The sequence below is a fragment of the Clostridium hydrogenum genome (genome assembly GCF_021432385.1).
GTDB lineage: Bacteria > Bacillota > Clostridia > Clostridiales > Clostridiaceae > Clostridium_S > Clostridium_S hydrogenum.
Genome location: NZ_JAEACT010000002.1, coordinates 2,617,330 through 2,632,673 on the forward strand (window position 1 = coordinate 2,617,330; position 15,344 = coordinate 2,632,673).

The following is a 15,344-nucleotide window of genomic DNA, read 5'->3' on the forward strand; positions in this document are numbered from 1 at the left end:
GTTACAATTTACCGATGAGAAGATGATAGTTGATAGTGGATATTTGTCTTCTGTCAACTATCAACTGATTAAATTGTAATTTGCAAGTTTCAAGTTTAACAGTACTTTATCTTTAAATACACCTTAAACAAGTCCCCTTCACCTTCAATCTTAACACTTCCACCATGAAGCTCTGCTATACCATTTGCTATAACAAGTCCAAAACCAGGATTTTTAAGTTTTACTTTTTTATTTTCATCAGCATTCAATTCATAATCTGCCACATTTTTTATTGAGATTTTGATCTTATCCTGTTCCTGATTTATATCAATATAAACTCTTGTATTTGCTACCGAATACTTTAGTGCATTTGATATTAAGTTTTCCATAAGCTTTGATATTTTCTTAGCATCAACATTAATAATAATTTCTTCCTTAAAGCTGTCTACTATAAACTTAATATTTTTTTCAGTGTAATCAAAGGAAGTCTCTCCTATTACTTGATATATAAGTGCTACAATATCTATTTTTTCCTTGTGAAGTTCAACTTTTCCGCTATTTAGCTTTGAAACCTCAAATAAATTTTCAATAAGGAACTTTAATTTTTTTGCCTTATTGTAGATAATATCTATATATTCATTCTTTTCCACTTCTAAAGCATTTTCATTTTGATAAAGCTTTATATAATTTTTTATAGAGTTTACTGGTAATTTTAAATTATTAGATACATTTAGGACAATTTCTGATTTTAATTTTTCATCCTTTATTCTTTCTTGTAATACCTGTTCATAATTACCCTTTATTAAGTTTATGTTATGAGCAAGTTTTACTAAATCTTTATCTCCTTTTTCCTTTAATTCTATTGAAAAATCTCCTGTCGAAATTTTATGTGTGCTTTTTAAAATATAATTAAAATAATTTACCTTTTTCATTACATAGAAGAAAAGTAGAATTAAATAAATTATAAAAGCATCTACTGCATAATTCTCAAAAAAATTTAAAGAAAAAGCAATCAATGAAATTGTAAAAAAAGCAATTGCTAAAATTAGCATTAAAATATATCTTAAAGTTAAATTTTGTATTATAAGCTTTTCCAATACTAAATTTAGTGCTTTAATTGATATTTTTCCAATCCGTTTAGTTGCTAATATTGAATCCTCTAAGGCTAATTGTAATGACTGGATTTCTATTTTTGTACTTAACTTTATCTCTTCAAATCCTTTTTTTCTTAAATGTATAATAAAAAAAATTAAAATAAGAAACCACAACATGCTATATGCAAGTTCTATCCAAGCTCTGTACATATTACCGTATAACTTATAGATACTATCTTGATTATCAGTATTTCTTTTATCAAGCCAATAATATTCTGTAAACCTTTGGAGCTTCTTACTGTACGGTTTGATTTTTTCATGGTCTTTCCTTATATAAATTTCGCCAAATGGTGAAAATGTATCTATATGATCAGCTTTATAATAAATCAAAGCATATTTTTTTATATACGCTTCTATATTCTTAGTTCGATTTAAATCATTCTGTAACTCATCTTTTTCAAAACTATAATCACTAGTATTTACATATATTTTTTGCGTTTTCCTATCTACAAACGCAAAACTGATATAATTATATTTTACCCTACTATCTTTAAATGAATGTTTTCCAAACTCATTTTGACTAATTTTCCCGTCAATTATATCGTCATACCAATTAACATATTGTCCTATTTCCTCACTTAATTTATCACTTACATTTAAAATATAATCTAAATTTAAATCATCTTTAAACTTTAAATATTGTCTATCACTGATAATAAGCCTTGTCAAAGCTGTTACTCCGACAATAGATAAAATTATAATTACAATTATCTGCCTTATAACACCCCCAATAAGCATCCTTTTAAACTTACTTTTCCATCTTATATCCAACTCCCCACACCACCTTTATGTACTTAGGTTCCTTAGGATTTATTTCTATTTTCTCTCTTATCCTTCTTATATGCACCGTAACCGTATTTTCACTTTTATAAAATGTTTCATTCCACACATTTTCATATATTTGTCTTATAGAAAAAACTCTTCCAGGATTTTCTGCAAGTAAAAGAAGTATTTTAAATTCAAGTGGGGTTAAACTAACTTCCTCGCCATCAACAACAACTCTATTTTTCTCCCTGCTTATTTCTAAGCCCTTTATCTTTATTTCATCACTACTTATTTCTCCTTCTCCAAGCACTAGATATCTTCTAAGCTGAGATTTTATTCTTGCAATAAGTTCCAAGGGATTAAAGGGTTTAGTTACATAATCATCCGCACCAACATTAAGTCCCAAAATTTTATCAACATCTTCAGTTTTTGCAGAGAGCATTATTATGGGGATATTCTTGCTTTCTCTTATTTTGAGGCATGTCCTAATTCCATCTAGCTTAGGCATCATAACATCTAAAACTATTAATTGAATATCTTCCTTTCCTAGTATTTCAAGGGCTTCAATTCCATCTTCAGCTTTAATAACTTCGATTTCTGTTCCCCTCAAATATATTTCAATAGCATCTCTTATTTCCTTCTCGTCATCTACAATAAGTACTTTTTGCTTCATTTAATCTGCCTCCAAATCCTGTTTTAATATAAGATACATTTTAAACATATCCCCTTCTTTTTCAGCATACATTCTTCCCCCATGCAGTTCAGCTATACCCTTTGCAATAGCAAGACCAAGCCCAGAACCTTCAACCTTTGAATTTCTAGATTCATCTCCCCTTTTAAATCTTTCAAAAATCTCCTTCACATCAAATTGCATCTCATTTTCTGAAATACTTTTAAACGCTATTATTATTTGGTCACTTTCCTTTTTTATTTCTACATAAACATTAGTATTTGGCATAGAATACTTTATTGAATTAGATATAACATTTCCAATTAGTCTCGACATCCTCTTTCCATCAACACAAAGCATAACCTTCTCATCAAAGCTCTTAACTTTAAATTTAATCTTCTTCTCTTCATGATAATTTGAACATTCCCCTATAACCTGATATATTAAAGCTATTATATCTACTTCTTCCTTATGAAGCTGTATTTTCCCATTATTTACTTCAGAAACCTCGATTAAATCATTTATAAGTATGCTTAATTTTTCAGTCTTCATATCTACTATTTTCATGTAATCCTGCTTTTCTTCAAGAGATAAATTGTCCCTTTTAATCAAATCCGCATAGGATAATATTGATGTAAGTGGAGTTTTGAGGTCATGTGAAACATTTGCTATTAGTTCTGTTTTTGCAATTTCAGTTTTTATTTGATTTTTAAAAGCTTCTTCATAACCAAGTTTTATTGAGTTTATACTATTAGTCAGCTTGTCCATATCAGAATCCTTGTTTTTTTCAATATTAAGCGATAAATTACCATTTGATAGCTTCTCTGTATATTCTAAAACAAACTTAAAATACTTTATCTTTTTTAACGATAGTAAAAATAATGCAAAAACGAAAATTATAAATAAAAAATGCAACGTTGCTTCTCCATCAGGATACAAAGAATTTTTAACCAATAAATAAAAAATTATTGTAGTCATGAATATAATACAAGATTTTTTATATGGTCCTTGGAAGGATAGTTTTTCACAAACTAAATTATAATTTTCCTTTAATTGTATAGCATCATTTACAACACTTTTAATAAACTTTTTTATGCCAAATTTCTTTATATATATAACAAATAATATTAAATATAAAAAATCAATTACAACTAGTATACTTATTATTTTTACAATTTTATGTGCCTTCTCAATTTTTAAATCTACATTAAATATTAAAGTATCTCCAGCAGCATCCCTTTTATCAATCCAGTAATATATTGTTAAATCGCTTACTTCAATTTGTGCTCCTGTAAGTTCAGTATATTTAGGGCTTGGAATAGAAGCCGCACTTCCATCTGATTCCACATTATACACTTGTGAATTTTTCCTTACATATCCTTCAATATTTTTATCAATCACATTTTTATCTTCTTTATATATTTTCATATTTGCAAGTGCCCAATAATCCCAATATACATTGCCATTTCTATTATCTATAATTACAAACCTAATCATGTAAGTATCTTTACCAGCATCACTAAAATCATGTTTCTCAAAATCTTTCTCCTTAATTTTACCATCTGAAATATTCCAAAAATAATTTGTATATTTATAAAATGCCTTGTTATATTCTTGACTCAATTCATGTAATTTCTCTTTTAATATTAGATTTCTATCTTTTAAATTTTCATAATTTCTACTTTTATAAAAATTATAACTTGTGGTTCCTGCTGCTATGGATAAAATAACAACTATAACAATCCTTCTTAATAGACTGCCCACAAAAATTTTTTCAATAATTCTCAATAATTTTTTTAATGTATTCCAAAAAAATAGTTTCCCAAGCATAAATTTAATTTTTCTAATTTTAGTTTTTATCTCAATTAATATTCCTTTTATACCAAATCTTTTTATATAAACAAGAAATGAAATCAAATATATTGCTATAGCTATATACAATACACATATTAATGCCATGGTCTTGCGTGCATTATGTACATTTGAATTTATATCATTTAACACCTTATCTACTGAGTTATCCCTTTTATCAAACCAATAATAGACTGTCCAATTTGCAGTAGCAATTTTCTTATCTGATGAATTTTGGGGAAGCTTTTTAATATATTCACTTCCACTATATCCATATTTAATATACTTATAAGAATTTTTGCTTATATAAGTTTCAATATTATTTTTATTAAAACTAGCTTCTTTTGTTCCATATTGCAGATAATATTTCATTGGCCAATAGTCCCAAAATAATTTACCATTTATATTATTTACAGCAACATACCTAACTCCAGCTATTGGTTTAATCCTGTTCAAATTACTATCTATATAACATTCCCATATGCCAACTGGATCTTCAACTTCCCAGCATCTCATATATTTATCTAAATTTTTTTCATATCCATCAATCATACTGTTTAATTTATATTCTAATATTTCATTTTTACTTTCTAGATACATAACTTTTCCGCTTGAATAAAAATCATAGCTTACTATAGCTGCTATTACCAATAGTATTATAATCAAAACAACTCTTCTCAAAATACTTCCTATAAAAATTTTCTTTAACCTAGAGAGCAATCCATCCACTACCCTTCAACTTTATAACTTCCAGCCTTATAAATAATTCTACTACCCTTTTGCGTATTTCTCCAAATTTTTATTTCAAATCCATAATTACTTAACTTAATTTTTGAACATTTAACTCCAGTAATGTAACTTGAAAAAGGAACAAAACTCAAACATTTTATTATAATTGGTGAAATTATAGCCACTAAAATACATGATAAAATTCCTAGCATCAAATAATCACTCATAAACAATTTGCTCCTTAAATATTGTACTACATAGTTAATAACTATAATATGTAACATATATGCACTAAACGAATACTTACTTACAAAACTCATAATTTTATATATTTTTATCCTTTCCGAAAGCATTATAGAACCCAAATAAACTGCTAATATTGAAAAGCAATAATATGCTATAGATAAACTTCTTATAAAACCAATTGAGTTAGTTTCATTTAAATATGCATAAATTAAAAGAAATACATAAATTATAAATATCAATAGCTTGGACTTAAGCAACTTTTGTTTGATAAAATCATAATTTAAACCTACATATATACCAAGTGCAAAATACAAATACCAAAATATAAAAGAAATATTCACAATTCTCATCTCAAGCTCTGTTGGCTTTCCAAATATCATTTTTCCAACATAATCACTTATTACATTGTTGTATTTGCTTACCTCATAATACAACACAATAAGACTTATAAAAGTAACCATTCTAATTACAATGTTGCTTTTATGAATTTTTTTAGCTGCGTAAAAAATCAAGGGAAATATTAAATAAAGCCTTACAATCATTCCCATATACCAAAGATGATAAGCTCCATTGCCCCCAATAATTTCAATAATAAAATCTTTAAAACGGTCTGTGTTTTTCAGAAAATACATATTTAAACTAGACCAAATTATATATGGAATAAGTATATATTTAATTTTCTTTAAATAAAATTTTTTTATATCTAGTTTTTCTTCGTATACTTTAAAAAATAAAACCCCACTTATAAATAAAAATATAGGTACAGCTGGCTTTGCAGAAACATATAAAAATTTCAAAATAGAATATTCTAAAAGGCTTAAGTTTTTACCATTAGAATATCCTCCAATAGTATGCTGAGCTACTACAAATACAAATGCAGCAGCCTTTAGTATATCAATTTCTTTTAATCTCTTATTACTGTTTAACACTATAGCTTTCATAATTTTCACATCCTAAACTTTACTCTTCACTTTAAATTTTAGGTATGAAAAATTACAAATTAGCATAAAAGATTATTAAGATTTTCTTAAGAACGTTATAAAAAAATAGCCTAACATACTAAAGGAAGCTATTGCTTAAATAAGTGTGAAAATCAACACTTATTTAAGCAATAGCCCGAAAAAAACACACAATAAAAAGGCTGTCGCACTAAAATTATTTAATACACAACTCAAAATTATTGCGAACTAAATCAAGTGAAGGGTTTAACAATGCTATACACGTTAAAGGTACACATACTAGGGGTTTGGGCATAAGACCATGTAGGTTCTTTAACCATAGATAAGTACTTTAAATAGTAACATTACTAAAACTCAGTAGACTACAGACCTAAAGCCGAAAGTTAAGGTTATTTTTCCTCCGTCTTGCTACGGAAAAATTATAAATTAAAGATTTTCCATAGCAAAGCGGAGGAAAATCAACATTTACTTTTTACCGAAGGCAAAATCCTTCACCTTTGACAAGCGTAGCTATGTCAAACCCTTCACTTTTCACATAGTGAAAAAGTTAACCTTTTAACGTGCAAAGCATAGTTAAAAACCTTCACTTGAGTTGCTTCGCAATATTTAAAATTTGTGTATAAAATAATTTTGTGCAACAGCCACTTTATTGTATTTTTATTATATGTCTATGCAATAAGCAATACTACCGCTCCTATTACATATATAATCGAATATATTACATATGCCCTTATATATACTTTAGCCTCAAGAGCCTTGTCCCTATTAGGAACGTAAAAATTTTCTCTATTAGATTTTTTAGCTATATTTCTGCCTAATATTATTTCACAAATAACAAATACAACAATAGGAAGTATATATGAAAGAATAACTAGCATAAATTTAACTTCAGTTATTTCATTATACGGAATAACTGTCGTCCCTTTAATGTTGTTATATATAATAGCCTCATCAGTTAATTCCACACTTATTTTTTTAAATCGTCTAAATACGGCAAAATAAAGAATTAAGAATTCAAACAAAATCAGTATAACTACAAAGACTGCTACTACAGCAAAAATTGCTATTTCCTCTGAATCCCACAGCTCTCCATTAATTTCTAAGTTGCATATCTATTTAGATAAACCTTTCAAAAAAATAAATACTCTTGAAAGCATTTGTGTGCACCAAGCTACAGCAATACCGAGCATTATATCATAAGATAAATTAAGCAAAAATAAGTGTTTTCCAAAATCTCCATGTCCAGCGCCTATCATTGGCAATATAAACTGAGATGATCCAGTAATTAAAATAAATATCAGCATCAAATTTAAAAGCTTTATATCCCTTTCTTTACTCTTTATAAGATAGAATAATGAAATACCTAAATAAATAATTGAAAATACTATATATACATAAACATTCTTATAAAAATCATGAAATTTGTATAAATAATCACCCTTATGAAGATTATCAAATTTGTCTATAAGCTTAGTTCTAAAATTATTGACCATTTTCTTAGAATCAAATTGACCTTTTTGAAAACTCCACTTTCCTGGATCACTGAAAGCATACGTATTATTTGCTGCATCTTTTATCCTTTCCCAGGTTACATCTAAATGTCTCAAATAAAAGCCAAGTATTTTTAAGTTAGAGACCTTAGGGTAAAACTCTTTTAACATATCTTTTCCCATTGGGTCAAGTCCTTTGTCCTTATTATAAAAAGAATGTCCATCATATGCCACAAATTTTTTATCTATGCCAAGTTCCTGCAAATCTTTTTCAGGGTGCTTTGAGTTTAGAAGAATCCCTCTAAAAACTGATTGAAATATGTTATTTTCTTTAATCGTATCTGTTAATGACCCATATGAAATACAACAAAATGCAACTACAACTATGGAGCCTATTAAAATACTTTTTCTATAGTTTGCTTCTCTATAGAAAAAGTACAAGCTTCCATATATAATTAGCATAAAAACAAGCAAGGGCAAATTTTGTGATTTAGCAGTTAAAAATGCTCCCGATGCTATAAAAAAGCAGATAAAATCTTTTATTTTGGGCTTGTCTCTAGTTATTAAATATAAATAAGTTCCTATATTGAGAAAGAAAAAAACTATTGTTGCAGCTTCTCCATAAAAAGAATTAAAATATGCAATATAGCATGTACTAGTAAAAAATAAAATAATAAATGCTCCTGCTACAATTTTAGTTACTTTAGAAAATCTTTTATAACTTAATATCAAAAAATTTCCAGTTAAAAATATTGCACAATAAATAAATGCTAAAAATCTAATGTCAAATACCTTAGATGTAAAGGCATGGGCAACTAAAGAAAGTATTACTGCTATTTTTACAAGTATAGCTTCAGAAACCCAATCCCAGTAAAAAGGTAAAAGCACACCTGGATCTGTTATTACATATTTAATATGAAAAAAGTTATCATAAATCTTACTATATTTATTTGCAATTTCACTTAAGCCGCCATATACCATGAGCCTATCAAAATCTCCATTGTTAAATCTCCCCATTACAGGGTAAATAAATAGTGTATTTAACAATATAATTCCTATTATAATTAAAATTATTGTCTCAATTAAATAATTATTTTTTATATACTTTAATTTTTGTAGTACTAATTTCATTAGTCAATATCCTTTCAAAACAAAAAATTTTTATGACACCTCATTTTTTTCAGTATTGTATAAATTCATTTTATTTTCATAACTTATTTTACTTTCTATTATATACATTGGCCTTTCCTTAGCCTCATCTGAAATTCTACCTATGTATTCTCCCATAATACCAATGCTTATAAATATTAATCCAAACATAATAAAATTAACTGCCATAATTAAACCTAAACTTAATACAGCTGTTTTTGAAGATATATTTTTTATTAAAACACCAAGGGTAGAAATAATTCCAATAAAGAAAATGAAACCACCAAAACTTCCTATCATTGTAATTGGTTTATATGAAAAAGAGGTTATACCATCTAAAGCCAATTTGATCATTTTTTTGAAAGGATACTTAGTTTCTCCTGCAAATCTTCCTTGACGCGTAAATTCCACAAAGGTTTGCTTATAGCCTACCCAACTTACAAGTCCTCTTACATATCTATTTTTCTCTGGCAGCGAATTTAATGCATCACATACCTTTCTATCTATAAGTCTAAAATCTCCTGTATCAACTGGTATATCTACACTTGTCATGTTTTTAAGTATTCTATAAAATACTTTTGCAGTAAATTTCTTTAAAAACTTCTCTCCTTCTCTTTTTGTTCTCTTACCATATACAACGTCATACCCCTGTTTCCACTTTTTAATCATCTCTAATATAACTTCTGGTGGGTCCTGCAAATCTGCGTCAATTACAACAACTGCATCCCCTAATGCTTCATTCATACCTGCTGTTATAGCTGCTTGATGACCAAAATTTCTAGAAAAATTAATAAGTTTTATAGTTTTATCTTCCAAGCATAAATTTTCAGCTATATATCTTGTTTTATCCCTACTTCCATCATTTACAAATATGATTTCATAACCTTCCTTGGTTGATTCCATTACTGCCTTTATCCTTCTGTAACTTTCTTCAATTACAACTTCTTCATTATATAAAGGCACTATAATTGAATATACTTCTCTATTTTCCATCTACTTCTCCTCTCAAATATGTTTTTCCATCCAAATATTAGATACTTTAACTACCATAAAAGTTTCATTTATAATATATTCTTGACAATTATAATATATTATTTACAATAATTCCATAATACATAATTAATTATAAATTATAAAAGTTAAAAACCTACACATAAAATTATTAAGATTTTCTTAACAAAAGTTTTATCTTTATAGCTATACCAGCTCAACTACTAAAACTCATATGCACCATAATGCCCAGGAGACGGCATTTTTATACAAATGAATTTTAAGTTTCACCTTGGTATATCTTTACATCTATATATACGAAACCTATCCCTATTATCTATCGCTCTATCGAAAATTAATTTTTCCTATGTTTTAATTAAGCAGTGAACTTAACGTTATATTTCAAATATTTTTAACGTTGATTTTTTATAATTAATTATCTATAATAAATCTATAGATTTAATTAAGACATCTTAAAGGAGGTATTTAGCATATTGAAGTATAAAAAAGTCACTATATCTGATATAGCTAAAGAAATGCAAGTATCCGCAATTACAGTTAGCCGAGCTCTAAGAGGTGAAGAAGGCGTAAGCAAAGAACTTAGAGATAAAATCATTTTTAAGGCTAAAGCTTTAGGTTATTATAAGCAAAAAAATAACGTTAGTATTTTAATTCTTCATGAAAAACAAGACTTACAAGACAACTCAAATTTTAACCTCACTCTGCAATATATAGAAACAGAACTCCAAAAGAGACATGCTGAGTATAGCATAGAATTTATTCCAAAGAATAAACAAAATGGACAAGAAATTCCATGTAAAATTTTAAAAGGTAACTTTTTTGATGGACTACTATTTCTAGGTAAATTCAATGAAGATTATATTAATTTTTTAAAAGAAAAAATACCTTGCCAAGTTTTATTTAAAGGCTATTCCCCTTCCCTTGATTGCGATACTGTGAGATTTAATTATACTAACCTTGCATATAAACAATGCAATTATTTGCTTAGCAATGGACATAAAAATATAGGTTTTGTTGGAAACTTATCCACATACATATGCGGTGAAAAATTACTTGGAATGAAAACAGCTATGAATAAATGTAACGTTCCAATAAATACAGATTTTTTTATTGATATTAAAAGTAATGACCTTGATAAAACTTTATTAAAAATATTAGGTCAAAAAAATAGACCAACAGCTTTAATGTGTCAGGGTGATTTAACTGCACTAAAAATAATAAAACTGCTTCATGAAAATAATTTTAAGGTACCAGAGGATGTATCTATAATAGGTATCGGCAATCACGAAATATCATCTATATCAATACCTGCACTTACAACTATAGATACCAATATAGAATATTCTTGTAGCAGCGTCGTAGATTTACTCATAAAAAGAATTAATAATCCGCAGAAACCCTATGAAAATATAACTATAAATGGATTTTTAGTGCAAAGAGACTCTGTTAAAAACATTTCAAAGGGAGGTAATTTATGAAACAAAATATAATATTAAATTTTTTTAAGAAAAATAAGCTTAGATATTTTGTAGGCTTTATTTTCATGCTGGCTTCTTCATATATACAGACGTTATTTCCCAAAGTGCTTGGAAATACTATAGATATTCTAAAGCAAAATAATTTTAACGAAAAGTTAGTTAAAACAAACATATTTTACATTATACTTATAGCTCTTTGTACCTTTGTTTCAACCTACATATGGAGAAATATGATCATGGGCGGCGGAAGAAAACTTGAAAATCATATAAGAGAAAAACTTTTTGATCACTTTCAAAAGCTATCTCCAGAGTTCTATAACAATCAAAAAACAGGTAATCTAATTGCTTATGCCATAAACGATATTTCAGCTGTCAGAATGACCTTTGGTCCAGCTACTGCAATGTCAATAAATGGCTTTGTAATATGTGTATCTTCAATTTATTCTATGGTAACAGATGTAAGCTTAAAACTAACCTTGATGTGTTTAATCCCAATACCATTTATAGTAATTTTAATGTTAAGAATAAGCAAACTCATTCAACAAAGATTTAGAAAAGTACAGGAAAGCTTTGCTGATATCTCTGATAGAGTTCAAGAAAACATAAATGGTATTAGAGTAATAAAAGCTTATGTCCAAGAGGACGCTGAAGTTAAAAAATTCGAAAAACTTAATGATAAAATGATGAATGCAAATTTAAAAATGGTTAGACTTTCTTCCGCACTTTCTCCAATAATAGAACTTAGTTTTACCATAAGCTTTGTGGCTAATTTAATCATAGGTGGGAATATGGTTTTAAAAGGCAGTGTATCCCTTGGAGATTTTGTTGCCTTCAACACATATATTGCCATGATTATGTCACCAATCATGTCTATAGGACGTGTAATTGTTGTTATTCAAAGAGGAATGGCTTCCCTTAAAAGATTGAATAAAATTTTTATAGTAAAGCCTTCCGTAGTTGATGGTAAAGCAATGATAAATAAATCTGTGGATGGTGATATTAAAATTAATAATCTAAGCTTTACATATCCAGGTTCAAATAAAGAAGTCTTGAAAAATATAAATCTTAATATAAAAAAGGGTTCTACCATTGGAATTGTAGGTAAAACTGGTTCGGGAAAAACTACACTTATAAATCTTATTTTAAAAATGTATAATGTTGAAAATAATAAGATAATTCTAGCAGACACTGATATAAATGACTATACCCTTGAAGCTTTAAGAACTGACGTTGGCTACGTTCCACAAGATAATTTCTTATTCTCTGCTAGTATAAAAGATAATATAAAATTCTTTAAAAATATTTATTCAGATAAAGAAGTAGAAAATGCCTCCAAGGCAAGCTGCATTTATGAAAGTATAGTAGAACTTCCAAATGGCTTTGATACAATACTTGGCGAAAGGGGAGTAAATATTTCTGGAGGGCAGAAACAAAGAGTCTCCATCGCAAGGGCTCTTGTTAAAAATCCTTCTTTATTAATACTTGATGATTCACTTTCAGCCGTAGATGCTGTAACTGAAACTAAAATATTAAAAAACCTTAGAAATTTACGTGCAGAAAAAACTTCAATAATAATCGCTCACAGATTATCCGCAGTTCAAGCTGCAGATGAAATAATTGTTTTAAATGAAGGCACTATACAGGAGCGCGGTACCCATGATGAACTTTTAAGTAAAGGAGGCATATACTATGATATCTACAAAGAACAATTCAAAAACGAAACCACAGAAGCCTCTTAAGGTTAAAGGGCTTAAACGCCTTTTAAAGTTAACTTTACCACATATGAAAAAAATAATACTTGCAGCAATTTGTGTTCTTTTAGTAAATGCCGCCGAATTACTAAAACCATATATATTAAAGGTGGTAATTGATGACTTTTTAGTTGCCAAACATCATCAGCACGGCTTATATTCTATAACTTCTATGGGAATTTTATATTTTGTAATAGTAGCCTTAGGTGGATTTTTTGCAATAAGTGAAGCCAATTTAATAAACACAGCAGCTCAATTAATTATGAAAAACTTAAGAAGTAATGTTTTTAAAACAATTCAGCTTCTTCCTCTTTCATATATAGATAAAACATCCTCTGGACGTCTAATAACAAGGGCCACAAATGATGTAGAAGCTGTAAGCGAAATGTACACGGATGTAATAATAAGTTTATTTCAAGACATCTTCTTACTAATTGGAATTATCTACGCAATGCTCGCTTTAAATATAAAGTTATCTTTAATTTCACTTTCCGTAGTGCCAATTATGTTTCTTGTAATATTTTTGCTAAAAACCAAAATTAAGAAGAACTTTGCAATAATGAAAACTTTAATAGGAAAAATAAATGGCTTTATGGCAGAAAATATATCTGGCATGAAACTCGTTCAAATTTTTAGAGGTGAAAAAGAAAAAAAAGAGGAGTTCACTAAGCTTAATAATGAATATTTTGATGCAACTTTATTTCAAGTTTGGCTCAACAGCTTTTTAAAACCAGCATCTACTGTATTTCAAAACTTAGCTATTGCACTTATTTTATGGTACGGCATGGGTAAAATTCAAAATCACACCCTTCAAATAGGTGTTTTATATGCCTTTACTAGCTACATAAGGCAATTTTTTGATCCCATTTCTGATCTTGCTGATAACTACACTACAATTCAATCCGCCTTGGTATCAGCTGATAGAATTTTTGAACTTCTAGATCAAAAAGATATCTTAGAAAAACTTGATTTTGGAACTCCAATGAAACACATGGAAGGGAAAATAGAGTTTAAAAACGTCTGGTTTTCGTACAATGATAAAGATTGGATACTTAAGAATCTTAATTTTACTCTAAACAAAGGTCAAACCGCTGCTTTTGTAGGTGAAACCGGTGCAGGTAAAACCACTATTATAAGTCTTATAAGCGGATTTTATAAAATTCAAAAAGGCGAGATTCTAATTGATGGTATAAATATTAATGATATAAAATTAGAAGATTTAAGACGAAACGTGGCAGTAGTACTACAAGATGTATTCTTATTTTCCGGGGATATAGAAAATAATATTACTTTAAATGATTCCATAGATAAGGTTTCTATAAAAAGAGCCCTTGAAAGCTCCTACTCATCTAATTTTATAGATAAAATGCCTGGAAAAATTCATGAACCAGTCATGGAAAGAGGAATTACCTTCTCAGCAGGACAAAGACAGCTTTTATCCTTTGCTAGGGCCTTAGCTCACAATCCATCAATATTTGTGCTAGATGAAGCAACTGCGAATATTGATACTCATACTGAAAAACTAATTCAAAAGGCAATTGAAAATGTAACAAAAGAAAAGACAACCTTAGTTATTGCCCACAGACTTTCAACCATAAGAAATGCTAACAAAATAATTGTTTTAAAACACGGTGAAATTATTGAAATGGGAAACCACGCGGAACTAATGAAAAAAGATGGGTACTATAGGCAGCTAGTTTTAGAAAGCACCCACACATGCTAGGGGTTTGGGCTGACCAGCCCATGTAGGTTCCTTAACCCTTTTCTATTAATTTCTTCTTTAACAGTTAATGCGAACTAACTCAATTCACAATGCACAGTTCACAATGTACAATGAAGGATACACATACTATGGGCTTGGGCGTAAAGCCCATGTAGGTTCTTTAACTTAGTAGAAGTATTTTCAATAGTAGTGCCATAAAACTTTGTATATCACTAAACTTACGTCAGGTAAATCTTAAACTTAAATGTCGTCAGCTTCGCTGAACACCATGTATGGTACTATTGCGTAAGCAATAAAAAAATAAGTTTTAAGATTTTCTGTAGTGAAACGAAAGAAAATCATCCTTCACTGTACTTTGTACTTTGTACTCTGTACTTTGAATAATAGTT

Annotated in this window: 10 protein-coding genes; 3 read left to right on the forward strand and 7 right to left on the reverse strand. The window is 28.3% G+C overall.

Translation table 11 applies throughout. From position 1 onward, the window contains the following. Window positions 1-95: 95 nt before the first annotated feature. The 7 genes from CUEA01_RS12000 to CUEA01_RS12030 all read right to left on the reverse strand — a co-directional run bounded on the left by CUEA01_RS12000 (window position 96) and on the right by CUEA01_RS12030 (window position 9,985). On the reverse strand, window positions 96-1,904 hold the full coding sequence (locus CUEA01_RS12000) for a HAMP domain-containing sensor histidine kinase (RefSeq protein ID WP_234121842.1): 1,809 nt from the start codon (window positions 1,902-1,904) through the stop codon (window positions 96-98). Continuing rightward, window positions 1,882-2,571, reverse strand: a complete 690-nt coding sequence (locus CUEA01_RS12005; protein ID WP_234121843.1) for a response regulator transcription factor — start codon at window positions 2,569-2,571, stop codon at window positions 1,882-1,884. The genes CUEA01_RS12000 and CUEA01_RS12005 overlap by 23 nt, the downstream gene beginning before the upstream one ends. Further along, entirely contained in the window at window positions 2,572-5,148 is a 2,577-nt protein-coding gene (locus tag CUEA01_RS12010) for a sensor histidine kinase (RefSeq protein WP_234121844.1), read from the reverse strand. Then, complete coding sequence (locus tag CUEA01_RS12015) at window positions 5,148-6,335, reverse strand: acyltransferase (protein WP_234121845.1); 1,188 nt, start codon at window positions 6,333-6,335, stop codon at window positions 5,148-5,150. Before CUEA01_RS12015 ends, CUEA01_RS12010 begins: the two co-directional genes overlap by 1 nt. A 686-nt stretch (window positions 6,336-7,021) precedes the next feature. Next, the gene (locus CUEA01_RS12020) at window positions 7,022-7,375 is read right to left on the reverse strand and encodes a hypothetical protein (protein WP_234121846.1); all 354 of its coding nucleotides are present in this window, start codon (window positions 7,373-7,375) and stop codon (window positions 7,022-7,024) included. 90 nt (window positions 7,376-7,465) lie between these two features. Further along, the gene (gene wsfD, locus CUEA01_RS12025) at window positions 7,466-8,974 is read right to left on the reverse strand and encodes a glycan biosynthesis hexose transferase WsfD (protein WP_234121847.1); all 1,509 of its coding nucleotides are present in this window, start codon (window positions 8,972-8,974) and stop codon (window positions 7,466-7,468) included. 30 nt (window positions 8,975-9,004) lie between these two features. Further along, window positions 9,005-9,985, reverse strand: coding sequence for a glycosyltransferase family 2 protein (locus CUEA01_RS12030; protein WP_234121848.1), 981 nt, complete (start codon window positions 9,983-9,985; stop codon window positions 9,005-9,007). Between the two features lie 491 nt (window positions 9,986-10,476). Between CUEA01_RS12030 and CUEA01_RS12035 the strand changes: the two genes are divergently transcribed. From CUEA01_RS12035 to CUEA01_RS12045, 3 genes are read left to right on the forward strand one after another with little or no spacing between them, the layout of a single operon-like run. Next, the gene (locus tag CUEA01_RS12035; RefSeq protein WP_234121849.1) at window positions 10,477-11,481 is read left to right on the forward strand and encodes a LacI family DNA-binding transcriptional regulator; all 1,005 of its coding nucleotides are present in this window, start codon (window positions 10,477-10,479) and stop codon (window positions 11,479-11,481) included. Then, window positions 11,478-13,220: an ABC transporter ATP-binding protein gene (locus CUEA01_RS12040; protein ID WP_234121850.1), complete on the forward strand. Its 1,743-nt coding sequence runs from the start codon at window positions 11,478-11,480 to the stop codon at window positions 13,218-13,220. Before CUEA01_RS12035 ends, CUEA01_RS12040 begins: the two co-directional genes overlap by 4 nt. After that, a complete protein-coding gene (locus tag CUEA01_RS12045; RefSeq protein ID WP_234121851.1) occupies window positions 13,171-14,955 on the forward strand; it encodes an ABC transporter ATP-binding protein in 1,785 nt (594 codons plus the stop codon). The genes CUEA01_RS12040 and CUEA01_RS12045 overlap by 50 nt, the downstream gene beginning before the upstream one ends. Window positions 14,956-15,344 lie beyond the last annotated feature (389 nt).